At 64.0% G+C, this 22,300-nt stretch carries 27 protein-coding genes; 18 read left to right on the top strand and 9 right to left on the bottom strand.

Translation table 11 applies throughout. The features are described 5' to 3' along the window. Positions 1 to 151: 151 nt before the first annotated feature. The 3 genes from C476_RS03180 (at position 152) to glmU (ending at position 4,170) form a co-directional block, all read left to right on the top strand. A complete protein-coding gene (locus C476_RS03180; protein ID WP_008009786.1) occupies positions 152 to 961 on the top strand; it encodes an RIO1 family regulatory kinase/ATPase domain-containing protein in 810 nt (269 codons plus the stop codon). A gap of 212 nt (positions 962 to 1,173) precedes the next feature. Further along, positions 1,174 to 2,754 carry an aldehyde dehydrogenase family protein gene (locus C476_RS03175; RefSeq protein ID WP_008009784.1) on the top strand — a complete coding sequence of 527 codons (1,581 nt, stop codon included), beginning with the start codon at positions 1,174 to 1,176 and terminating at the stop codon, positions 2,752 to 2,754. Between the two features lie 225 nt (positions 2,755 to 2,979). Further along, entirely contained in the window at positions 2,980 to 4,170 is a 1,191-nt protein-coding gene (glmU, locus tag C476_RS03170) for a bifunctional sugar-1-phosphate nucleotidylyltransferase/acetyltransferase (protein ID WP_008009782.1), read from the top strand. A 333-nt stretch (positions 4,171 to 4,503) separates the two neighbouring features. Here glmU and C476_RS03165 read toward each other — a convergent pair whose 3' ends face one another. The 6 genes from C476_RS03165 to C476_RS03140 form a co-directional block, all read right to left on the bottom strand. Continuing rightward, positions 4,504 to 5,349 carry a carbon-nitrogen family hydrolase gene (locus C476_RS03165; protein WP_008009779.1) on the bottom strand — a complete coding sequence of 282 codons (846 nt, stop codon included), beginning with the start codon at positions 5,347 to 5,349 and terminating at the stop codon, positions 4,504 to 4,506. Between the two features lie 27 nt (positions 5,350 to 5,376). Next, positions 5,377 to 5,811, bottom strand: a complete 435-nt coding sequence (locus C476_RS03160) for an SRPBCC family protein (protein ID WP_008009777.1) — start codon at positions 5,809 to 5,811, stop codon at positions 5,377 to 5,379. A 108-nt stretch (positions 5,812 to 5,919) separates the two neighbouring features. Then, positions 5,920 to 6,144 (bottom strand): DUF7123 family protein, encoded by a 225-nt coding sequence (locus C476_RS03155; RefSeq protein ID WP_008009774.1) that lies wholly within the window; start codon positions 6,142 to 6,144, stop codon positions 5,920 to 5,922. Between the two features lie 108 nt (positions 6,145 to 6,252). Further along, positions 6,253 to 6,432 carry a DUF7525 family protein gene (locus C476_RS03150; protein WP_008009772.1) on the bottom strand — a complete coding sequence of 60 codons (180 nt, stop codon included), beginning with the start codon at positions 6,430 to 6,432 and terminating at the stop codon, positions 6,253 to 6,255. 97 nt (positions 6,433 to 6,529) lie between these two features. Next, a complete protein-coding gene (locus tag C476_RS03145) occupies positions 6,530 to 7,561 on the bottom strand; it encodes a phosphate signaling complex PhoU family protein (protein WP_008009770.1) in 1,032 nt (343 codons plus the stop codon). Positions 7,562 to 7,716: 155 nt separating this feature from the next. Then, positions 7,717 to 8,937, bottom strand: coding sequence for an ATP-NAD kinase family protein (locus tag C476_RS03140; RefSeq protein WP_008009769.1), 1,221 nt, complete (start codon positions 8,935 to 8,937; stop codon positions 7,717 to 7,719). 149 nt (positions 8,938 to 9,086) lie between these two features. Between C476_RS03140 and C476_RS19625 the strand changes: the two genes are divergently transcribed. After that, on the top strand, positions 9,087 to 9,215 hold the full coding sequence (locus tag C476_RS19625; protein WP_008009767.1) for a hypothetical protein: 129 nt from the start codon (positions 9,087 to 9,089) through the stop codon (positions 9,213 to 9,215). Between the two features lie 10 nt (positions 9,216 to 9,225). Here C476_RS19625 and C476_RS03135 read toward each other — a convergent pair whose 3' ends face one another. Continuing rightward, positions 9,226 to 9,909 (bottom strand): competence/damage-inducible protein A, encoded by a 684-nt coding sequence (locus C476_RS03135; RefSeq protein WP_008009764.1) that lies wholly within the window; start codon positions 9,907 to 9,909, stop codon positions 9,226 to 9,228. A 134-nt stretch (positions 9,910 to 10,043) separates the two neighbouring features. Here C476_RS03135 and C476_RS19300 point away from each other — a divergent pair, with 134 nt between their 5' ends. The 4 genes from C476_RS19300 to queC all read left to right on the top strand — a co-directional run bounded on the left by C476_RS19300 (position 10,044) and on the right by queC (position 12,553). Further along, positions 10,044 to 10,400 carry a winged helix-turn-helix domain-containing protein gene (locus C476_RS19300; RefSeq protein WP_049911554.1) on the top strand — a complete coding sequence of 119 codons (357 nt, stop codon included), beginning with the start codon at positions 10,044 to 10,046 and terminating at the stop codon, positions 10,398 to 10,400. A 123-nt stretch (positions 10,401 to 10,523) separates the two neighbouring features. Continuing rightward, on the top strand, positions 10,524 to 11,003 hold the full coding sequence (locus C476_RS03125) for a 6-pyruvoyl trahydropterin synthase family protein (protein ID WP_008009758.1): 480 nt from the start codon (positions 10,524 to 10,526) through the stop codon (positions 11,001 to 11,003). A gap of 1 nt (position 11,004) precedes the next feature. Further along, entirely contained in the window at positions 11,005 to 11,799 is a 795-nt protein-coding gene (locus C476_RS03120) for a 7-carboxy-7-deazaguanine synthase QueE (RefSeq protein ID WP_008009756.1), read from the top strand. Positions 11,800 to 11,821: 22 nt separating this feature from the next. Further along, positions 11,822 to 12,553 (top strand): 7-cyano-7-deazaguanine synthase QueC, encoded by a 732-nt coding sequence (gene queC / locus C476_RS03115; RefSeq protein ID WP_008009754.1) that lies wholly within the window; start codon positions 11,822 to 11,824, stop codon positions 12,551 to 12,553. A gap of 291 nt (positions 12,554 to 12,844) precedes the next feature. On the opposite strand, the gene C476_RS18840 is transcribed toward queC, so the two are convergent. Continuing rightward, positions 12,845 to 13,012, bottom strand: a complete 168-nt coding sequence (locus C476_RS18840) for a hypothetical protein (RefSeq protein WP_008009753.1) — start codon at positions 13,010 to 13,012, stop codon at positions 12,845 to 12,847. Between the two features lie 59 nt (positions 13,013 to 13,071). After that, positions 13,072 to 13,632 carry a DUF1802 family protein gene (locus C476_RS03110; protein WP_008009751.1) on the bottom strand — a complete coding sequence of 187 codons (561 nt, stop codon included), beginning with the start codon at positions 13,630 to 13,632 and terminating at the stop codon, positions 13,072 to 13,074. 171 nt (positions 13,633 to 13,803) lie between these two features. Between C476_RS03110 and C476_RS03105 the strand changes: the two genes are divergently transcribed. The 10 genes from C476_RS03105 to C476_RS03060 all read left to right on the top strand — a co-directional run bounded on the left by C476_RS03105 (position 13,804) and on the right by C476_RS03060 (position 22,289). Beyond that, the gene (locus tag C476_RS03105; RefSeq protein WP_008009750.1) at positions 13,804 to 15,111 is read left to right on the top strand and encodes a cobyrinic acid a,c-diamide synthase; all 1,308 of its coding nucleotides are present in this window, start codon (positions 13,804 to 13,806) and stop codon (positions 15,109 to 15,111) included. An 80-nt stretch (positions 15,112 to 15,191) separates the two neighbouring features. Next, complete coding sequence (locus tag C476_RS03100; protein WP_008009748.1) at positions 15,192 to 15,974, top strand: 3-oxoacyl-ACP reductase family protein; 783 nt, start codon at positions 15,192 to 15,194, stop codon at positions 15,972 to 15,974. Between the two features lie 226 nt (positions 15,975 to 16,200). Continuing rightward, positions 16,201 to 16,776, top strand: a complete 576-nt coding sequence (gene cbiT / locus C476_RS03095; RefSeq protein ID WP_049911553.1) for a precorrin-6Y C5,15-methyltransferase (decarboxylating) subunit CbiT — start codon at positions 16,201 to 16,203, stop codon at positions 16,774 to 16,776. Then, a complete protein-coding gene (locus C476_RS03090) occupies positions 16,773 to 17,513 on the top strand; it encodes a cobalt-factor II C(20)-methyltransferase (protein WP_008009744.1) in 741 nt (246 codons plus the stop codon). Before cbiT ends, C476_RS03090 begins: the two co-directional genes overlap by 4 nt. Then, positions 17,506 to 18,411 (top strand): cobalt-precorrin-4/precorrin-4 C(11)-methyltransferase, encoded by a 906-nt coding sequence (locus tag C476_RS03085; RefSeq protein WP_008009742.1) that lies wholly within the window; start codon positions 17,506 to 17,508, stop codon positions 18,409 to 18,411. The genes C476_RS03090 and C476_RS03085 overlap by 8 nt, the downstream gene beginning before the upstream one ends. Positions 18,412 to 18,414: 3 nt before the next feature. Beyond that, positions 18,415 to 19,407, top strand: a complete 993-nt coding sequence (gene cbiG, locus C476_RS03080; RefSeq protein WP_008009741.1) for a cobalt-precorrin 5A hydrolase — start codon at positions 18,415 to 18,417, stop codon at positions 19,405 to 19,407. Beyond that, the gene (locus C476_RS03075; RefSeq protein ID WP_049911552.1) at positions 19,404 to 20,276 is read left to right on the top strand and encodes a precorrin-3B C(17)-methyltransferase; all 873 of its coding nucleotides are present in this window, start codon (positions 19,404 to 19,406) and stop codon (positions 20,274 to 20,276) included. Before cbiG ends, C476_RS03075 begins: the two co-directional genes overlap by 4 nt. A gap of 6 nt (positions 20,277 to 20,282) precedes the next feature. Then, positions 20,283 to 21,308, top strand: coding sequence for a precorrin-3B C(17)-methyltransferase (gene cobJ / locus C476_RS03070; protein WP_008009739.1), 1,026 nt, complete (start codon positions 20,283 to 20,285; stop codon positions 21,306 to 21,308). 1 nt (position 21,309) lies between these two features. Next, complete coding sequence (locus C476_RS03065) at positions 21,310 to 21,576, top strand: ferredoxin (protein WP_008009738.1); 267 nt, start codon at positions 21,310 to 21,312, stop codon at positions 21,574 to 21,576. Then, a complete protein-coding gene (locus tag C476_RS03060; RefSeq protein ID WP_008009737.1) occupies positions 21,573 to 22,289 on the top strand; it encodes a hypothetical protein in 717 nt (238 codons plus the stop codon). The genes C476_RS03065 and C476_RS03060 overlap by 4 nt, the downstream gene beginning before the upstream one ends. Positions 22,290 to 22,300: the final 11 nt, after the last annotated feature.

Below are 22,300 nucleotides of genomic sequence, written 5' to 3'. Positions count from 1 at the left end.
GATTCTCACCGTGATCCGGTCTCGGTCAATGCTTTCGTGATGGCCGCTGTCTCGATCTCGAGTCTTGTCAGCATGTGATTCCAAGACAATGGACACGTTTTGTTGGTAACAGGTCGAGACGCATTTAACGCCGACGGCCGTGATGAGTGATATGGACATCCGCCGGCTCGCGCGAGGAACCGTCGAGTGGAGCCGCATCGAGCGCGTCGTTCAGACGCTGGCGGACCGCTACGACCGCGAGTGTGTTCGCGTCGAGTTCCTCGAGGCAGACAACTGGCTCTCGACGCCGTGTGTGATCGACGACGAATGGTTCGTCAAGATCGTCTCCCGGCAAAACGCGCTGGTGCATGCGGTGTTGACGACCGGCCGGAACGTCGGTGCGTTCTCTTCGGGCACTGAGGGGTTTTTCGATCGGTTCGACACCCCTCGTGAGATGGTCGAACACGAGTACGAGGCGACCGAGCGGATGCGCGAGATCGGCGTCAACGCGCCACGACCGATCGACGCCTTCGAGGTCAACGGGCTGGGCGTGCTCGTCCTCGAGTACCTTCCCGAGTTCGAATCGCTCGATGACGTCTCCGACGCCGTGATCGCCGACCGGGCAGCGGAACTGTTCGAGATGCTATCGAGTCTGCACGAACACGGACTCGCCCACGGCGACCTGCGAGCCGAAAACATCCTCCTTAGCGATGGTGAGTTCTACTTCATCGACGCGACCAGCGTTCACGACGATCGCGCCGACGAGACGACGGCGTACGATCTGGCCTGTGCGCTGGCCGTCCTCGAGCCACGGATCGGCCCGCGTAAGGCCGTCGACGCGGCGACAACGGCGTATCCCCCCTCGACACTGCTCTCGGCGCGGGCGTTTCTCGATTTCGTCCGGCTGCGTCCCGACCACGAGTTCGACTCGACGACGCTGCGGAGCGAACTCGAGAAGGCGGCGGATCTCAGCGGTGGATAAGCGTCGTTTAGCCGAATACGGCCGTCGCGCTCGTGGCCAACCGACTGCTGATTGCCAGCGACCAGTGGGAACAGTCGTATTCACCCGATCTGTCTACCGAATCGAGTGCATGACTGCACGAATTGCTGCATACGACACCATGAATTCGGCATATAGTTCGTTATATGTGAACAACCATCAGGACTTTCACCGCACGCGCCGTTCCCTCTGGTATGAGCCAGCAAGCCACAGAACAGGCACACGGACACTACATCGGCGGCGAGTGGACTACCGGGGACGAATCGACGTTCGAGAGCGAAAACCCCGCGACCGGCGAGACGCTGGCAACCTTCCAGCGCGGAACCGAAGCCGACGTCGATGCGGCGCTCGAGGCCGCCGAGTCGGCCTTCGAGGAGTGGCGCGACCTCTCGTATATCGATCGCGCGGAGTACCTCTGGGACATCTACCACGAGTTGCGCGATCGCCACGAGGAACTCGGGGAGATCGTTAGCAAGGAGTGTGGCAAGGAGATCTCGGAGGGGAAAGCCGACGTGACCGAGGCCTGGCATATGGTCGAGTGGGCGGCCGGCAACGCACGTCACCCCCATGGCGACGTGGTCCCCTCCGAAGTAGCGGGCAAGGACTCCTACATGCGGCGCAAACCGCGGGGCGTCGTCGGCTGTATCACGCCGTGGAACTTCCCGGTCGCGATTCCCTTCTGGCACATGGCCATCGCCTTGGTCGAAGGTAACACGGTCGTCTGGAAACCCGCTGAGCAGACGCCGTGGTGTGGCCAGATCGTCGCCGAGATGTTCGAAGACGCGGGGATTCCCGACGGCGTCTTCAATATGGTTCAGGGTTTCGGCGACGCTGGTGCGGCCATCACCGACGACGAGCGCGTGGATACGGTCCTCTTTACCGGCTCGGCCGAGGTCGGCCACGAAATCGCCGACAAAGTCGGCGGCGAACCCGGCAAGCTCGCAGCCTGCGAGATGGGCGGCAAGAACGGGATCGTCATCACCGAACACGCCGACATGGACACTGCGATTCATGCGGCAATCATGTCCTCGTTCAAGACCACCGGCCAGCGCTGTGTCTCGAGCGAGCGCCTGATCGTCCACGAAGACGTCTACGACGAGTTCAAAGCTCGATTCGTCGATATCGCCGAAGATGTCTCGGTCGGCGATCCGCTCGCGGAAGACACGTTCATGGGACCGGCGATCGAGGCCGACCACGTCGAGAAGATCCGGAGCTACAACGACCTCGCACGCGAAGAGGGTGCAACCGTCCTCGTCGACCGCTTCGAACTCGCGGACAGCGAGATCCCCGACGGTCACGAGGGTGGGGCGGCTACTGCCGCCGATGGTGAGCGTAGCGGCAGCTACGCGAACGGCCACTGGGTCGGCCCGTTCGTCTACGAGATCGACTACGAGCCCGACCTGCGCTGTCTGAACGAGGAGTGTTTCGGCCCGCACGTCGCCTTGCTCGAGTACTCGGGCGACGTCGAACGCGCGGTCGAGATCCACAACGCCACCCCCTACGGACTGGCGGGCGCGATCATCTCGGAGGACTACCGCCAACTCAACTACTTCCGGGACCACGCCGAGGTGGGCCTCGCCTATGCGAACCTGCCGTGTATCGGCGCGGAGGTCCAATTGCCCTTCGGCGGCATCAAGAAGTCGGGCAACGGCTACCCGAGCGCCCGCGAGGCCATCGAAGCCGTCACCGAGCGTACCGCCTGGACGATGAACAACGCCGAGGAAATCGAAATGGCACAGGGGCTGTCGGCCGATATCAAGACCTCCGAGGACTGACGAGAGAGACCCCCTCGAGGCGAGACCGGTGGAATGGGGCGGGGCCGCGAGATCTATCCGTCGCTGACTCGCTGTGCAGTAGCGAGTGGACAGTGGGATACGTCGCGTCGTTTCCCTGCTGAGTGCCACGGGTAGCAGCCCCCGTCCTATCAACGGACCGGCTTCCTCTCAGTTCCCACCGGCAAACGAACCGCTTATCCGACGATTCATGGAAGGGGCCAGTACATGAAGGCAGTCGTCCTCGCTGCAGGCCAGGGTACGCGCATGCGACCGCTCTCCGAATCGATTCCAAAACCCATGCTGCCGGTCGCCGACCGCCCGCTTGCGGCCCACACCGTCGATGCGGCGATCGACGCCGGCGCCACCGAAGTCGTGCTGGTAATCGGCTACGAGGCAGAGACAGTCCGGGAGTACTTCGGTCCCGAATACCGTGGCGTGCCGATCTCGTATGCGATCCAGGAAGAACAGGCCGGCACGGCCGACGCCGTCAACGCCGCCCGCGACCATCTCGAGGGTCCCTTCGCCGTCCTCAACGGTGACAACCTCTACGATCCGGCCGCGATCGACCGATTGTTCGACGCCTGTCCGGCCATCTGTGCGATCGAAGTCGCTGACCCAAGCAACTACGGCGTTCTCAGTACCGAACCTGGGCGGGACGGCTCCGTGACGGGGATCGTCGAGAAACCAGCCGAGCCGCCGACGAACCTCGCCAATGCGGGGGCCTACGCCTTCCCCGCGGAGGCTCGCGAGTGGCTCGAGGTCCCCGAAAGCGAGCGCGGCGAACACGAAATCACCGACGTCGTCGCACAGGTGATCGACGAGTACGACGTGACACCCGTTACGCTCGAGCGGTGGCTCGATGTCGGCCGCCCGTGGGAACTGCTCGAAGCCAATGAGTGGAAGCTCGCGGACCTCGAACGGCGCATCGACGGCGACGTCAGCGAGGACGCACGACTCGAGGGCGCAGTCGTCGTCGAGGAGGGTGCGACGGTCGAACCCGGCGTCGTGATCGAGGGACCGGCGCTGATCCGCGAGGGTGCAGAGGTCGGACCGAACGCCTACGTCCGGGGTGCGACGCTCATCGAAGCCGACGCCGAAGTCGGCCACGCCGTCGAAATCAAAAACAGCGTCATCTCTCGGGGGACGTCGGTCAGTCATCTCTCCTACGTCGGTGACAGCGTCCTCGGCCGGCACGTCAACTTCGGCGCGGGGACGAACGTCGCGAACCTGCGCCACGACGACGACGACATCCGGTTTACCGTCAAAGGCGAGCGCGTCTCGACCGACCGGCGGAAGTTCGGCGTCGTCGCCGGCGACGGGGTCAAAACTGGGATTAACACCAGCCTTACGCCTGGCCTGAAGCTCACGACCGGTGCGACGACCATGCCCGGCGAAACCGTCGAGCGGGACCGATAGCTCCAGCCACTCGAGATCGAGTCTGTCCGCCGAATCCGGCTCTCGGGAGAGTCGATCTCCGCGACGGCGACTTTCCGTTTTAGCTGCCGCGTGTGAGCGAACCGAAGCGGCGAAACGTGGGATGTGGAGGCGAAAGGTGGACGCGGAAGACGAGGAGACGGGAGTGCGCTCGGTCCCGGGATCCGAGCGCATGCGACGGGCCGGAGCGACGCGCAGTGCCGGTTTCGACGTGAAAAGCGTCTGTGCCGGCGTCCGTACCGAAGGCGTGCCCAACCAAAAAGTCAGCGGTCGAGTTGCTACTCATCGCCAGCGACACGTGGTGGTGCTGTCGGCCTACAGCCGGCGATCCCGAAGCGCCGGAAACGCCGTGCGGACGTCCGCGACCGTTTTCGGGTCCACGGTGGCCGTCACCAGCGCTGGCTCGTCGCCGCTCGAGGCCAGCGTGACTCCCCACGGGTCGTAGACAGTCGAACGACCCAGCAACGTGGCCTCCTCGAATTCGCCGGCTCCGTTGATCGTCGCGACGTAACACTGGTTTTCGATCGCACGCGCCCGCGAAAGCGTCTGCCAGTGTTCGATGCGGGGATAGGGCCACGCACTCGGGACGAGTATCAGTTCGGCACCGGCATCGACCAGCCGCCGGTAGAGTTCCGGGAATCGGAGATCGTAACAGGTCGTCACGCCGACGGTCAGGCCGCCGATCGTCGCCGTCTCGAGGCGCTCGCCGGGAACGAGCAGTTCCGACTCCGCGGACTCGTAGCCAAACAGGTGGTGTTTCCGGTAGACGAGCTGGCGAGTACCGTCGGCGTCGAACAGCACTGCGGTGTTCGCCAGTCCCTCCTCGGCGGGTGTCTCGACTGCATCGGTTGCCGCCAGATCCTCGACGATGGTTCCCGCGAGGACGGCGATATCGTGGTCGGCCGCCGCCTTCTGTAGCCGGGTTTCCGTTTCGCCGGTGATCGGTTCGGCATCACGCGCGTAGCAATCGAACGCGAAGTACCCGACGTTGAACAGTTCCGGCAGGGCGACCAGATCCACACCGCGAGCGGCGGCCCGTTCGACCGCCTCGAGTGCGCGATCGACGTTTGCATCGACGTGGCCGGCCTCGATCTCGAGCTGTGCGAGCGCGATCGTGAGACCCTCTGCAGACACCTCGCTTGCAGCGTTCGGGGGAGTCATTGTCACACCATCTCTGTGCAATTGCCGTTACTGTGTCGTCTGCAGGTCTCGCTCGAGTGCGCGCCGGAGGTTCTCGAGTTCCGAATCGAGGTTGCGCTTGAAGAACTTCTCGACGCCGGGGAGTTTGCCGTCGACGACGAAGTGATTCTCGAGCCGAGTACCGTCATCGGTGGCGACGATCTCGTGTTCGCCAGTGACGCGCATCACTTTCGACTTGCCGACGAATTTGACGTACTCCGGCGGTCGGCGCGTGACGTCTTCGGTGTCGACCCTGACGGTTCTGCGAACGAGGGGAATCGGCAGCGAGACCTGCCAGGTCACGCGCCGTCCCTCCTGGTCTTCGACCGTGTACGTCTCGACGACGCTGATGGCTCGCGCTCGGTTTGCCGGATCAGCAATAAACTCCCAGACGCGCTCCGGCGACGCCGCCACGTCGAACGACCGATTGACCCGTACAGTCATGCCCGTACGTGTGGCGTAGACGGATAAAAATCCGTGGACCGGTGGACGACCGCCCCATCGATGATGGCAGCCGACATCGGGGCTGGTCTGCAAGCAGTGGCGAGACGCTTAGCTAATGGTGACTCGCCAGGTCGTCGAGCGGGCGCGACCCCATTTCTCGATATCGACGTCGTCCGTTTTCTCCGCGAGATGTGGCAGCCGAGCGCCTACTTGCTTCGACGAGAGTCCGATCGCGTCCGCGATGTTTTTGGCTCGGAAGTATTGCTCGCCGCGGGCGGCGCTCTCGCGGAGGTACGAGATGATTCGCCGCTCTTCATCGGAGTAGTCGTTCATCGTCCGTACGAGGTACTAGGTGTTCGTCGGTCTTAACTCTTAACGGCCGGAACAGCACGGGTCCAACGCTGAGCACCGTTCGACCCGCCAGCGTGACCTCTCGAGTCTTTAGGAGGAGAGGTGGATGCCGACGACTGCCAGCGAGCTAAAGAGAACGGCCCCAGCGAATCCCCAGGCCGCCGTCACGTCCGGTGCACCAACGAGCATGACTAGAGCGCCGATCACTGCGAGTGCACCCAGTGCAAGCCCCAGTCCGATACCCTTGTCCGTCTCGGTTTGCGTAGCCATGCTCGGGCGTTGTGTGTGGGGTCTCTTAACTTCACTCATTGCTGAGCGGTTCCGGGACCGCGCTCGGCTGATCGTCGGACGTACACTTCCGATCAGCTCACTTGATCGTGGTGTGTTCGGACTCCTCGTTGAGCGCGAGGTTCGCCGCGATTTCTGCGTTTCGCATCGCGTACTGGGCGGTTTGCTGGAGGCTGACGAGCACTTCACGGACGCGAAGCAGATCCTCGTTTGGCATCTCCGGGAGTTCGGCCAGGATTTCCTGTTCTTGATTGGCGATATCGTGGAATAGCTTCCGGACCTCGTTGGATTTGTTGTAATCGCGTTCGACGGCTGCCTCGACGGCCAGCGACGTGATTTCGTCGACCATCTCGTTCAGTTCGCGAATCTCACGCATCACCGAGCTGTCGACGTTTAACGTGTGGCCTTCGGTCTCCATGACGATATCGCCGATGTCCTCGGCGTTGTCCGCCGTGAGCTCTAAGTTCTTCGCGATCGAGCGGTAGCCAATCAGCGGGAAACCGCTGTTCAGGCCGACCGCTCGCGCGAGATTCGGGTTCTGGTAGGCCGTAAAGATCAGGCGCAACAGAAGGACGAAGATCTTGTTCGCCTGTCGTTCCCGGTTTAAGGCGCGCTGGGCCAGATCGGGGTTGCCGTGGGCCAGTGCCTTGATCGACTCGCCGCGCATCGTCTGGCCCGTTCGCTCGAGGCGCTCGAGCAGATTGTCGAGCGTGAAGTCTTCGGGATCGACCGAACAGCGGATCGAGATGCTCTCGGGCGTCTCTTCGATGACGCCAAGCCCCATGAGCTGTGTTTCGGCCTGATAGACCGCGTTGATGTGATCCGACTCGAGCGCGCCGTCTTCGCGCTCGATGCGGATGATACGCCGCCCGAGCACGTACTGGGCGACGATCGCACGCTCGACAGCGCTTGCGTCTAAGTTGTCGGTGTGGATGATCGCTTCCGTCTCCTCCGTGCTTGCGGATTCGGGCATCACGGTCAGGGTACCCTTGCCGCTGGTCCGCAACGACACCTCATCGCCCTTCTCGACGTCGTGTTCGGATGCCCACTCCGCGGGAAGGGTCATCGCGAGTGTCGACGGGCCGAGTCGTTGCACTTTCCGCGTTTCCATATCATACCGTAGGCCTGACCCGACCTTAATCTTGACTATATGGTCATTATCTCGAGTGTGATCGTTATATGGTTGTGATTGATGGCCGTTATGAATCGTCCCTTAAATCGTTCACACAGGAACCCTGCAAAACAGCCAGTAAGCAGCGCGACGCGTCAGGACACGGGCATCATTCGCGTTGTGAACCGCCCGGTCCGCACCTGTTGCCAACCTCGGAGGTCGTCGTCGAGTTCCTCGTCGTCGGTGTCGACGTGAAGCGAATCGATCCCGTCTAGCTTCTCATCCGAGGCGACGACGGCGATCTCGTCGGCCTGACGGATCACCGGCGGTGAGATCTGGTGGTTCCCACGGCCGAAAAGAAAGCCCTGTCCGCCGATCGGCGAGACGACGATCGTCACCGGCTCCGCGAGGACCTCGAGAAGATCCGTTTCCGCAGCGTCGCGTGCGAGTACCGTCCCCTCGCGCCCATCGGAGTCGCGTTCGGAGTCAGTTTTGTCCGGTTCGGTATCGGCTGCGGCCCGCCAGACATCGACGCCCAACGGCGAGGCATCGATGCCCAGTGCCGCCTCGATCGCACCGACGGTGCTGCCGGGGCCGAAGACGTAGGTCCGACCGGGTTCGACCTCGCGGGCGAACCCCGTTGCCAGCGAGTCGACGCTCCCGCTCGAGACCTGCTTGCTCGATTGGAGATCCGGCGCGACGGGGACTGGCACGATCGCCCGGAGCGCCGTCCTGACCTCCCCCTCGCGGTAGGCGTCCTCGTCGATGTCGTTGACTTCGCGGGGTTCGACGCGGTCGAACTCGGCGGCGATCCGGCCGGCATCGGCCGGCGTCACGCCGAAGACCGACGAGTAAATCTTGACCCCGGCCGGGACGCCGAGCATCGGCGTCTCGGCGGCGTCTCGCGGTGTCGCTGCGACTTGCTCTGTCTCCGCGGTGGTCGTGTCTTCGAGCACGTCGGCGACGTCGACAGCGGTGCCGTCGCCACCGACGAACAGGAGCAACTCGACGTCGTGCTCGAGTAACGCACGGACGGCGCGCCGGGTATCGGCTGCCGTCGTCTCGGCGTTTGCAGGGTCGCCGGGCCGTGCCGGATCGGTCGCGTCGTCCTCACGGACTGTTGCTGGATCGTAGACGACCGTCGGCTCGTAGCCAGCGTCCCGAGCTGCCCGTTCGCCCATCACGCCGGCGGCGGTGTAGACGGTGAGCTCGGGTGCCCGCCGATGGAGCGAGCGCAACGCTTCGCGTGCCCGCTCCGGCGCTCGCGGCTCGGCACCGCGACGGCGCGCCTCCTCGAGTTTCCCGTCGGTCCCCTTCAGCCCGACCCGACCACCCATCCCGGCGATCGGGTTGACGACGACGCCGATGGATTCCATACTCGAGCGTCGCACGCCAGCCGGAAAGCGATATCGTGTCGCCGACCGGAGATATCACCGTCGTCGCGGATCAGCGAGCAGGCGGCGACGGAGCGATCGATGCGCACGATTTCTGAAGGATTAAGAGGGATGCGGTCCGAGCGCCAACCATGACCACACTGACCGATGCCGCTGTTCTTGCGACGGAAACGCAGCTCCCGATGAACATCGTCGGCTGGGGCGCACTCGCGCTGGGCCTGTTCGTCGTCATCGTCTGGACGCTCTATCTGTACCGCTGACGGCACCGAGTTACGGTGATTCGACCCGCTCACGCAGCCACGCGGCCGCGTCGGCAACGGTCGTTTCGTCAGTCCCTTTGAGCTCGATCCGGACCGAATCGCCCGGATAGCTCCCGACGGAGACGTCGAACCGGTCCCGCAGTTCGGCAATCCGATCGAGGAGTGCGCTTTCTGGTTCGTCGGCGACGATCGCCTCGCGGTAGGTCGCCGTCCCGGCGAACTCGTCCGCAATCGTCTCGAACATCGCCTTCATTTCGGCGGGGACACCGGGAAGCACATAGACACCCTCGAGTGCGGCACCGGGGGCGACGCCCGCGTCGTTATGAAGCGCCCGCGCCCCCGCCGGCAGTTCGGCGGTCCCGGCGACGAGATCGTCGCGGCTGTACCCGTCCGCCTCGAGCCAGGCGAGGGCCTCGTCGTGGTCCTCGAGGTCGCGCCCGAGGGCGGCAGCGACGCCCTCCATCGTGAGGTCGTCGTGGGTCGGCCCGAGTCCGCCCGTGACGATGACGGCGTCGTACTCGGCGCGGTACTCGTTGATGACGCGAGCGATGTCGCTGACTCGATCCGGAACCGTCGTGACGCGCTCGACGTCGACGCCACGATCGTCGAGTTGCTCGCAGAGCCACGTAGCGTTTGTATCCGTCGTTCGTCCAGCAAGCAGTTCGTCTCCGACCGTCACGACCGCGACATTCATACCGGGGCGTTTGCACCCGTGGTTCAAATGCATCTCGCCCACCTCTTGTTCCGAATATTGTCATATTGCTATGATTTTTGATAAAGTGGTAGTAACCACAAGATTCAATTCTGATAATTAGTAACGAAAGGAGTATGTCTCGGAGTCAAATAAAACAAACCGAGGGGGACTCGGCTGCAGTGCTCTCCGCATTGGGGAGCAAATATAGCGTAGAAATACTCTGTGCAGCAGGGACACCGAAATCCGCACAAGCGCTCAGCGAAGATATCGAAATTCCGATCGCAACCTGTTATCGTCGGATCGAAGAACTCGTTAATGCGGGACTATTGACATGTGAGGGGCGGCGACTATCCGATGAAGGAAGACGAACGAACATCTATCGCCGAACGTTAGACGAGATCGAGATCGATTTCTCGGACGAGACACCCGAATTCTCACGCAAACGTCGTACCGAGGCGAAAAACAGGCTTCAAGACCAACTCGAGAGCTGAGACGGCCTCGCCGGTCAGCGATCGCGCGAGCACAGTTTCTCCCGGCGACACACGACGACCACGTCCGGGAGTGGGTCGGCCCCAAGCGACCATCCTTAAGTATTCTCGAAAGAATACCGAAGTATGACCACTCCCGCTGAGACACCCGACGCCGGACCGGCCACAACGACGGATGACAGTGTCGTCGGACACCGTCGTGTCCTCCATGTCGGCCGTGATCGGCCGATCAGAATCAGCACCGGCCACCGGATTCGACATCATGACGGCAAGTGTTCGCGGCCGCATGGCCACAACTACGAAATATCTGTCACCGTCGCGGGCCAGCTGACCGAGGAGGGCTGGATCGCCGACAAAGGTGATATTACCGACGTCATCGACGAGTGGGATCACATGTTCCTGCTCGAGGCCGGCGATCCCCTTATCGAGGCCTTCGAGGCGGCCGGCGACGACGACGCGGTCATCGTCCTCGAACACCCGCCGACGGCCGAGGTGATGAGCGTCGTCTTAGAGCGGAAACTCGCGGCAGCCTTACCCGAGACAGTGACCGACGTCGCGGTCCAGGTCAACGAGACGAACGAACTCTGTGGGGGGAGCACGCTCTGAGATGCCGGTTTCCGATTCCGTCGGCCGTGAGTCCGACCGTGAGACCAACGGCGAGCGCGGTGGTGACGAGTCAGCCGACGGCTTGCCGATCAACGAACTGTTCTACTCGCTGCAGGGGGAGGGAACCCTCGCCGGCGTCCCGTCGGTGTTCGTCCGCACGAGCGGCTGTAACCTGCGGTGTTGGTTCTGTGACTCCTATCACACCTCCTGGGAGCCGACCCACGCCTGGATGGGCCTCGAGGAGATCGTCGCCGAGATCGACTCGTATGACGCAGACCACGTCGTCCTCACCGGCGGCGAACCACTGCTCCACGAGGACAGCGTCGCCTTGCTCGAGGCCCTCGACGACCGGGGCTATCACACTACCGTCGAGACCAACGGGACGATCTACCGGGACGCGCCGATCGACCTCGCCTCGATCAGCCCGAAACTCGCAAGCAGTACGCCGACGCCCGAGCGCGATCCACGGGGCGAAGGCGAGTGGGCCGAGCGCCACGAAGCCGATCGGATCGACCTCGAGGTACTTGCACGGCTGGTCGCCGAGTACGACGTCCAGCTCAAATTCGTCGTGACCGACGCCGACGACATGCCGGAGATTCTCGAGGTGCTCGCGGACCTGCGAGCGGCTGCTGATGTCCCGATCCGAGACGACGACGTGCTCCTGATGCCCGAGGGAGCGACCCGCGAGCGACTCGCCGACACGCGTAGTCGGGTTGCCGACCTGGCGATGGAGTATGGCTTCCGGTACACGCCGCGGCTCCACGTCGACCTCTGGAACGACGCGCCCGAAACGTAATTATTTGCTATTCGACCTCACGATGACTGACACTCCCAGCGACTCCGCGACCGACGAATCGACCACTGACCGCGCCGTCGTCCTCCTCTCCGGCGGGATGGACAGCGCCACCGCCGCCTACGAGGCTCGCGAGCAGGGTTACGACATCTACGCGCTGCATACCTCCTACGGCCAGCGCACCGAGGATCGCGAACTCGAGTGCGCTCGCCGACTCGCCGACGACCTCGACGCGGCCGACTTCCTGCGGATCGAGACCGGCCATCTCGCGGCGATCGGGGCCTCGAGTCTCACCGATGACGACCTCACCGTCGAAGACGCCGACTTGGAGAGCGACGAAATCCCATCGTCGTACGTCCCGTTCCGAAACGCGAACTTGCTCGCGATGGCAGTCTCGTATGCAGAGGCAAACGACTGTGACGCGGTGTTCATGGGTGCTCACAGCGAGGACTTCTCGGGGTACCCCGACTGCCGGCCTGCGTTCTTCGAGGCCTTCGAGCAGGTGGTCGACGTCGGCACGAAACCCGAGACCGAGATCGCGATCGAAGTGCCGTTCGTCGAGCACTCGAAGACCGACATCGCCGCACGCGGCGTCGAACTCGAGGTCCCCTACGAACATACCTGGAGTTGCTACCGCGAGAACGAACCCGCCTGTGGGACCTGCGACGCGTGTGCGTTCCGCCTCCAAGCGTTCCAGCGAATCGGTGTTCGCGATCCGATCGAGTACGCCGAGCGACCATCGTACGTCAACGACTAACGATCAGAAAATCGGTACCGCGTCCGGTACCGAGTGCCCCCAAACGGCCACGCGAAATGGTGCTCAGATCCTCGTTCGTGCTTTTCTCTCTTCGTTCCTCGAGGACGCGTGGCCCGTCTCATCGATACCTGACACGCGAGACAGCCGTCAGATCACCGGACTTGCTATCGCCCAGTGACAGGGTTGACTCCGCGCTGCGCTATCATAAGCGACCTGCTTGTGAATGTCACGCATTGATATCTCGGCTCGAGGGAACCATCCATTGGACTCGCGGCGAAAACCGGCCGACTGCTACCTGTCGCCTTCGTATTCCCGAAGCACCGTCGACACGGTATTCGACACGTTCTCGAGCGCGACGGCGTTGGTCTTGCGCAAGTCTTCTTGCTGGCGGGCTGCCTCTAAGTGGCGAAGCGCCGCACGAAGATGCTCGCCGGTGTCGGTGTCTGTCGTGTCGGTCATGGTGTCTCGAGGGAGCGGGCATAACGGATTCGAGCGGTTAAACTCGTCGGTGGTGTCGGTCACTCGAGCGCGTCGCGAACCGCTGCCTTGCGTTCGGCGAAGGTCGGGTCGTCGAGGACGGGTGTGGCCGCTTCAGGATCGATCGCGACGTCCTCGGCTAGGTCGATCCAGGCACGACAGCCCCGGTAGCTACCGCGTTCCTCGATCAGCCGCGGTGACGCGAGCGTTGAGACACGGAGCAACAGCACCCGCAACTCGTCGTCCGGCCCGTACTTGTCGCGCAGGCCATCCGGCGTGTAGACGTAGTGGCGAGCCAGTGCCTCGAGCTCGTCGCTCGAGACGGTATACTCCTCGCGGACGTCGGCGATCGCGCGGATCGGCACGCCGGCATCTGGTTTGGCGCTCGCCCGATAGTAGTAGCTCTCGAAGTCGGACTGATAACGGTCCGGGTTCTGGTGGCTGTACGCCGGGTAGAGGACGAACGGCTCGTCGATCTCGCCGGGATCGAGCGTCGGGTGGCGAACGAGGACGGTCTGTGCGCCGTCGATCAGGGCGTTGACGACGCCGGCGCGCTCTTTCAACGCAGACATCGAGTCACTCGTGGATTCGATGGAACTCATATTTCCGGCCAATGCAAACGACGTACAAGTATCCTGTCGGTTGGCAGTGGGTGTCGACGGATTCAAGTCGACTTGTACTAACGCAAGTACAATGATGCTAGTGGGATCTGCCGCGCTCGCGCGGACACGGACCGCAACTGCAGGGATGGCTGTCGTCCCGGTGTGGAGCCGATGAAGGGGTTCGTCCTCGGCGGCGTCAGCTCCGGCATCGGGAAGACGGTCGCAACGCTGTCGATTATCCAGGCGCTCGAGGACGCCGGCCACGCGGTCCAGCCGGCCAAAGCGGGCCCGGATTTCATCGACCCGAGCCACCACGAGGCGATCGCGGGCCGACCCTCCCGCACGCTCGATCTGTGGCTCGAGGGTGCAGACGGCCTCCGCCGGAACCTCCAGCGCGGCGAGGGCGACATCTGCGTCGTCGAGGGCGTCATGGGCCTGTATGACGGCGACGGCTCGAGCACGGCCATGGTCGCCGAAGCGCTCGATCTCCCCGTCGTCCTCGTGGTCGACGCCAAAGCGGGGATGGAAAGCGTCGCGGCGACCGCCCTTGGCTTTCGCGAATACGCCGACGCGATCGGTCGTGAGATCGAGGTCGCCGGCGTCGTCGCCCAGCGCGCCCACGGCGGCCGCCACGAACAGGGGATTCGCGACGCCTTGCCCGACTCTCTCGAGTACTTCGGCCGGATTCCGCCCTCGAGCGACCTCGAGATTCCCGACCGGCATCTCGGACTCGAGATGGGCGACGAGGCCGCGCTGCCGCGCGAGGCGCTCGCGGACGCCGCGGAGTCGCTCCGGGACGACCGACTGGCGGCCGTCGCGAGCGAGCCACGTGCGCCGGAGACGCCGATCGCGCCTGCCGAGTTAATCGACACGACGATCGCCGTCGCCAGCGATGCGGCCTTCTGTTTCCGGTATCCAGCCACGATCGAACGGTTCCGCGAGCGGGCCGACCTGGTCACGTTCTCGCCGGTCGCGGGCGATCCCGTCCCCGAGTGTGACGCGGTCTACCTGCCCGGCGGCTACCCCGAACTCCACGCCGCCGAACTCGAGGACGCGGGCACCCTCGCCGACCTAGGTGACCGAGCCGCCGAGGGGCTGCCAGTGCTCGGCGAGTGCGGCGGCCTGATGGCTATGACTCAATCGCTGACGACGGCCGAGGGCGAGACGAGCGAGATGGCCGGTATCCTGCCCGCGGACGTGACCATGTGCGACCGCTATCAGGCGCTCGATCACGTCGAACTCGAGGCCATCGAAGGAACGCTGACGGCAGCCGCCGGTGAGACGATTCGGGGCCATGAGTTCCACTACTCGAGTGCCGATGTCGACGCCGACGCCCGATTCGCGTTCGAGACGGTCCGTGGTGATGGCATCGACGGCGACCACGACGGTCTGACCGAGTACGACTCGCTTGGCACGTACGTCCACGTTCATCCCGAGAGCGGGGCGTTCGATCGGTTCCTCGAGCGCGTCGGTCGATGACGACGTAACACTCACGCAGCCATTCACGGATTTTGAAACGAGGTCGAATAGTTAACACGTGGGAGCGCGTATCATATGTCATGGCTGAAACAGTCCAGCGCCTCGAGCCTCTCGAGCGCAAGCCGCTGACCGACCGCACCTGTCTCGTCACCGGCTCCTCGCGCGGGATCGGCCGCGAAATCGCGTTCGAACTTGCCCGTTGCGGTGCCGACGTGGCGGTCAACTATCGCTCCTCGGACGAACTGGCCCGCGAAGTCACGGAGACGATCGAAGAAAACGGCGAGACGGCCGTTCCCGTTCAGGCGGACGTCTCCGATCCAGCAGCGGTCGAGCGGATGGCCGCGGAAGTCCGGGCAGAACTCGGCGAAATCGACGTGCTCGTCAACAACGCGGGGATCACCATCGACCGGACGTTCGAGGAGATGACCTACGAGGACTGGCAGACGGTCATCGACGTCAACTTAAACGGGACGTTCAACTGTACGAAGGCGTTCTACGAGGACATCAAAACGTCCGACAACGGCCGGCTAATCAACATCTCGAGCGTCGTCGGCCAACAGGGCAACTACGGGCAGGCCAACTACGCGACCTCGAAAGGCGGCCTCTTTGCATTTACACGGACACTGGCGCTGGAACTCGCGAGCCACGGCTCGACGGCTAACTGCGTCGCACCCGGCTTCACGGAGACGGATATGCTCGAGAAGGTCCCCGAACGGGTTCGGGAAAAGATCCGCGAGGACATCCCGCTGGATCGGTTCGCCGAACCCGAAGACATCGTCGGCATGGTTCGGTTCCTCGCCGGCGATCAGGCCCAGTACATGACCGGCCAGGTGCTTGGCATCAACGGCGGTATGGAGTGGTAGTCGCGCGGCAGTCGGGTTTGCTCGGGCCGCTGTAGGTGACTCGAGTCTCGTTTTAAATTTCGGCTCGAACTCGTGCCGGTGACCTCTCAGCCGACCGTTCTCGGTGGGCAGACTGTCCGATCACATTCGACAACGGGAGTTGTGCTACTCCAAGTAGATCTGGGCAACCGTAGTTGGTCTACTCCAAACAAAATTGTTTTAGGGTCGGGCTTACTTCCATCGGATGATGCCACCCATCGCGCTTCCACACGACGCGAAGGCCGGCCCGACCAAGCCGGAGGTCCGGGCCGTCGTCGGCTCGAAGCTCGCACTCGAGCCCGACGACCACTTCGCGGAAGTCGGCTCCTGTACCGGAGCCATCACGATCGAAGCCGCACAGCGAGCCGGGCGGGTGACCGCCATCGAGCGCAAACCCGAACGGCTCGAGACGACGGAGCAGAACATCGCCGCCAACGAGGATACGATTCGAGCGGATATCGACCTGCGCAACGCGGAAGCGCCCGAGGGGCTGCCCGACGACGCCGACGCGCTCTTTCTGGGCGGCAGCCGCAACTTCGAAGCGGTGCTCGATCACGCCGTCGACACGGAAATCGACCGCGTTGTCATGAACGTCTCGCGACTCGAGGTCGCCGGGAGAGCGACCGAGGCCTTCCGCGAACGCGACCTGCTCGAGGAGGTCGTCCAGTTCCAGGTGAGCCACGGCTACGAACTCGCCGGCGCGACGAGTTTCGACTCGGACAACCCGGTCTACATGCTGGTCGGGAGCGCAACTGACGAGACGGGCGACGAGGTGAGCCGATGACGCTGTACGGCATCGGACTCGGCCCCGGCGAGGCCGATCTCGTGACGGTTCGCGGGAAAGACGTCCTCGAGTCCGCCGACGTGGTCTACTCGCCGGGCCGACTCTCGCGGACGGTCGCCCTGAACCACGTCGACGAGTCGAAGATCGGGGATCTGGACTTCCCGATGACGAAAGACGAGGAGAAGTTGCGAACGGCGTGGAAAGAGGCTGCGGCGGAGATCGCCCCGAACGCCCGCGACGGCGACGTCGCCTTCGTGACGCTGGGCGATCCGAACGTCTACTCGACGTTTGGCCACCTGCGCCGGACGATCGACGCGTTCCACCCCGACGTGGACCTCGAGATCGTCCCCGGCGTCAGTGCCGTCACCGCGTTTGCGACCGCGATGGGAGTCGAAATCGAAGCCGGCGCGGGGCTCTCGTTGCGAGAGGCCGCCGCCGGCGTGAGCCCGACGGGCCCGGACCGGATGATCCTGTTCAAAGTCACCGACGCACCCGCGACCCACGAGGGGCTCGTCGAGGCCGGCTACGACGTGACCTACGGTCGCCGGCTGTTCATGGAGCAGGGCGAGACCATCATCACCGACGATCCCGAGACGATCGACGAACGCGACTACTACACGCTCGCATACGCCGAGAAAGAAGACCTCGAGGTCGAACAGGCGACGGCCGCCTTCGAGACCGAGGCAAGCGACGCTGGAAGCCGTTCTGCGACAGCCGCGGAGGAAACCGATGACTGACGAGACACCCAACGACCCGCAGGACGCGATCGACTCACAGAGCGACCGCCGCCGCGAGGAACTGGACGACCGGATCTTCGAGCACAGCGCCGGCGACGACCAGGAGGGCGTTCCCTTCGTCGGGGCCGGCCCCGGCAACCCGCGACTGCTGACCGTCGCGGGCAAGGAACTGCTCGAGGAAGCCGACCTCGTCGTCCACGCCGGGTCGCTGGTCAACAGCGAACTCTTAGACGAGTACTGCGCTCACGCCGAACTGGTGAACTCCGTGGGGAAAGACCTCGAGGAACTGATCCCGCTGATGCGGGACGCCTACGAGGACGGCGACAACGTCGTCAGGCTTCATAGCGGTGATCCCGCGATTTACGGGGCTGCACTCGAGCAGATGGACGCGTTAGAACACGAGGGCGTCCCAACCTACTTCGTGCCGGGCGTCACGTCGGCCTTCGCAGCCAGCGCGACGCTGCGAACCCAACTGACGCTCAACGAGGTCTCGAATCACGTTGCCTTCACTCGGCCGCAGGGCAAGACCCTGACTGAAGAGGAAGACCACATCTCCGAGTTCGTGGAGATGGGCGACGTGACGACCTGCATCTATCTGGGAACCCACGCGGTTCGCGATACGATGGATCGGTTGCTCGCAGACGACCACGATCCAGAGACGCCGGTCGCGGTGATCTACCACGCCTCTTGGCCGGACGAGGACGTGATTATCGGCGACATCGGAACGATCGCCGACAAGGTCGAGGAAGCGGGCTATCGGGCCTCGGCGCTGGTTGTCATCGGCGACGCCGTGACCGGCGCGGGCTACGAGCGATCCTTCCTCTACGGTGACTGGGCGAATCGGGGCGCTGACTCGAGCGACGCGACCGAATCGGAAACACAGGCAGGAGACGACTAACCTATGAGTACGGACAACGCTGACGACGCGACCGACGATGCTGGATCGGATTCCGGCGGCCACTGTTCGACGCCGGATTCGGACGGTGAAGTCGCCGAGGAGATCGCGATCATCTCTTTCGGGCGGAAGATGGACACCGCCGAGGAGATCAAAGCTGAGATCGGCGATCGCTACGAGACGATCGACATCATCGAATACCACGGCGACGTCTTCGAGGAACACTGGGGCGAGTACGACTGCTTTATCGGCCTGATGGCGTCAGGCATCGCGATGCGCAAGACGGCCCACCTCCTCGACGACAAGTGGGAGGACCCCGCGATCTGTGTCGTCGACGAAGAACTGACGTGGGCCATCCCCATCACAGGCGGCCACCACGGCGCGAATCAGGTCGCACAGGACCTCGCGACGATGGGTGCCGTCCCGGCCATGACCACTGCAAGCGAGGCCGCCGGCAAGCAGGGCGTCGAGTCGAAGGCGAAGGCGATGGACGCCCACGTCGTCAACGGCGACTCGACGGTCAAAACGAACCTCGCTGTCCTCGACGACAACCTCGGCCCCGTGGCCCGGCTCGAGGGCCCGAAGGCCGTCCTCGTCGGCGACGACGTGACCGTCCTCAAGCGGAACAAAGACGACGGCGTCGTCATCGGCACCGGCAGCGTCTCCGGCGCGAGCAAGGAGGCGTTCCTCGCCGCGTGGAAAGAGGCGCTCGCACAGACCGACTACGACGTCAACGACGTCGAGTTCGTCGCGACGGCGACCCGGAAGGAAGACGAGGAGGGGCTGCTCGAAGCCGCCCAGGAACTCGATCTTGGCGTGGTTGCCTTCGACAAGGAGACGCTGCTCGACCACGAGGGGCCGACCCCCTCGAAATCGAAGGAGCTGATCGGCTGGCCCGGCGTTTCGGAAGCGTCGGCGATCGCCGGCGGCGCTGAACAGGAACTCGTCCTCGAGAAGCTCGGCTACGAAAACGAGGTCACGGTGGCGATCGGCCGATGAGCATGGAAGACGCGACCGCCGACGCCGAGGGGACACCGGACGACCATGGCACCCTCTATGTCGTCGGCATCGGCCCCGGGCTGCCCGAGCACATGACCCTCCGGGCCAAGGAAGTCATCGAATCGGCAGACGTCGTCATCGCCTCGAGCCTCTATCAGGAGTTCCTGCGTGACGACGGGACGCTCCCGCCGGAGGACGCCGTCGACGATGATGGCGTCGCGACCCGCGAGGACGGCTTCGAGCAAGAGATCGTCCGGTCGACGATGGGCCGCCAGATCGAACTCGCTCGCGCGGCGTTCGACCACGTCCGGGAGGGAAAGGACGTGGCCCACGTCTCCGGCGGCGATCCGTCGGTCTACGGCAAGTCCGACCTCATCTTCAAGATGGCCGAGGAAGACGACGCGACGGACGTGCCGATCGAAATCGTTCCCGGCCTCACCGCAGCGCTTGGCGGCTCGGCGAACGTCGGCGCGCCGCTGTGCAACGACTTCTGTACGATCTCGCTGTCCGATAAGTGGCGCGGCTGGGACGAGATCGAGGAGAAACTGCGCGCGGCCGCAATCAGCGACTTCGTGATCGTCCTCTACAACTGCTGGCGCAACTACGAGGAGGCCGTCGAGATCGTCCGCGAGGAGCGGACCGACGACGCCTACGTGGCGATCGTCAACGATGCCGGCCGGGAAGACGCCGGCCGCAACGGCGAGAGTCACTTCATCACGACACTCGGCGAGGCCGCCGACCACGACGACAAGGTTTCCGGAATGGGCACCTCGCTGATCATCGGCAACCACGAAACCGAAACCTGGCGCAACGACGACCGAACGTACCTCGTCACCCCCCGCGGCGGGCGTGACGTCGACGATTTCTAATCATCCATGAGCACTGACACCAACGCAGACGCTGACGACGAATCGACCTCCAAATGTGGCGCATCGAGCAGCAGCGAGTCGAACACCGAAAGCTCGAGCTCGAAATGCGGTGGATCGAGCAGCACCGATGACTCGAGCAGTTCGAAATGCGGCGGCTCCTCGAGTTCTTCCTCGTCCTCGAGCAAGTGTGGGGCCTCGAGCTCCGACGACGACTCCAACGAGCAGGAAGTCGGCGCGACGGTCGACGACTTTGATGCCGAACCCGGCCAGCTGATCGCCGTTGGCCTCGGCCCCGGCCACCCGGAGGGGATGACCGAGCGCGCGAAAGACGCCTTACTCGAGGCCGAGCACATCGTCGGTTACACGACCTACATCGAGCTGATTCCCGACGAGATCACGGAACAGGCCGACGACATCTACGACACGCCGATGTGTGGCGAGGTTTCCCGGACCGAGGAGTCGATCGACCGCGCGCTCGCGGGCAACGACGTGGCGATCGTCGGCAGCGGCGACCCCAACGTCTATGCGCTCGCGGGCCTGGCACTCGAGATCTTAGAGTCGAAGGGCGCGACGGCCTCGATGGTCGACTTCGAGGTTGTGCCCGGCGTCCCGGCGGCCCAGTCCTGTGCCGCCCGGCTTGGCGCGCCGCTGGTCAACGACACCGTCTCGGTCTCGCTGTCGGACCACCTCGTCCCGATGCCCGAGATCGAGTCCCGACTGCACTCGGTCGCGAGCGAGAACTTCACGATCACGATCTACAACCCCTGGAGCCGCAAGCGCCGCGAGAACTTCGAGAAGGCCTGTGAGATCCTGCTGACCCACCGCGAACCCGACACGCCGGTCGGCATCGTTCACGGCGCGGGCCGCGAGGACGAACAGGTGATGATCACCGAACTCGGCGAACTCGAGGACCTGGGTGAAAGCGAGATCATCGACATGACGACGACGATCGTCGTCGGCACCGAGGACACCTACGTCTGGGACGACCGGATGGTCACGCCGCGTGGCTACGAGACGAAATACGACTACTGACATGCCGCGATACGAAGTCACCATCGAGAAGGACGCCTGCGACGGCATCTTCGCCTGCCTGACCCGTGACCCGCGGTTCGTCGAAGGCGACGACGGCCTCGCGACAGTCGATCCGGACGCCGATCCGGTCTACGACTGCGAGGGCGAAGTCACCGACACCACAGAACGGGTCGTCGCGACGTTCGACGACGACCGTATCGAGGAAGCCAAGCAGGCCGCCGCGGCCTGCCCGACGGACGCGATCATCGTCGAGGAGGTGGGCGAATGAGCGACGCCGACCCGACGGCTAACGGTGACGCCTTAGAGATTGCGGTCCCCTCGGACCCGCTCGCGGGACACGCCGCCACGGCGTACTTCTGGGGCCATGTTGCCGGCAGCGGTGACGTGACCGACGACCGTATCGAGGTCGTCACCAACGACGAGGAATCCGCTCAGGTGCTCGCCGCGATCGCAGGCGGCAATCTCGAGCACGAGACGACGACCCGCGAGTATGCCCACGACACCTCGATCACGCGCACGGAAGACGAGTATACGCTGTCGATCGGCGAGGACGATGCTGGGGGGCTGTTGGGTCGCACCAGCACGCTCTCGCTCCCCGTCGACGGCCGCGGAAACTACCGCTTCGGTGCGTTCTCGGAATACGATCGGGAGCTCCTTCGGGGCCTGCTCGAGGGCTGTGGCACGATCTGCTTTAAGTCCTCGAGTGGCACCGTTGGCATCTCCTTCGTCCACGACGACCGCGAACTGCTCGAGGCAACGCAGGAGCTGATCGCCGACTGTCCGATCGACGCCCCCACGGGCGACCTTTCGGCGACCTCGTCGGGTGGCTACTGGTTCGGCGTCGACGACGACGCTGTGCCCGCGTTCGGCACCTGGCTCTACGAGAACTGCGAGGAAACTGGACTGTTCGCGCCGAGTCGCCGCCGCAAACTTGAACGCAGTCTCGAGCAAGCGTCGGCGTACGACGGCGACGAGACGTAACACGATCGACG

The sequence above is a fragment of the Natrinema limicola JCM 13563 genome (assembly GCF_000337475.1).
Lineage (GTDB): Archaea > Halobacteriota > Halobacteria > Halobacteriales > Natrialbaceae > Natrinema > Natrinema limicola.
The sequence above is the reverse complement of the archived record's forward strand: the minus strand, read 5'-3'. Positions and strand labels throughout refer to the sequence as shown.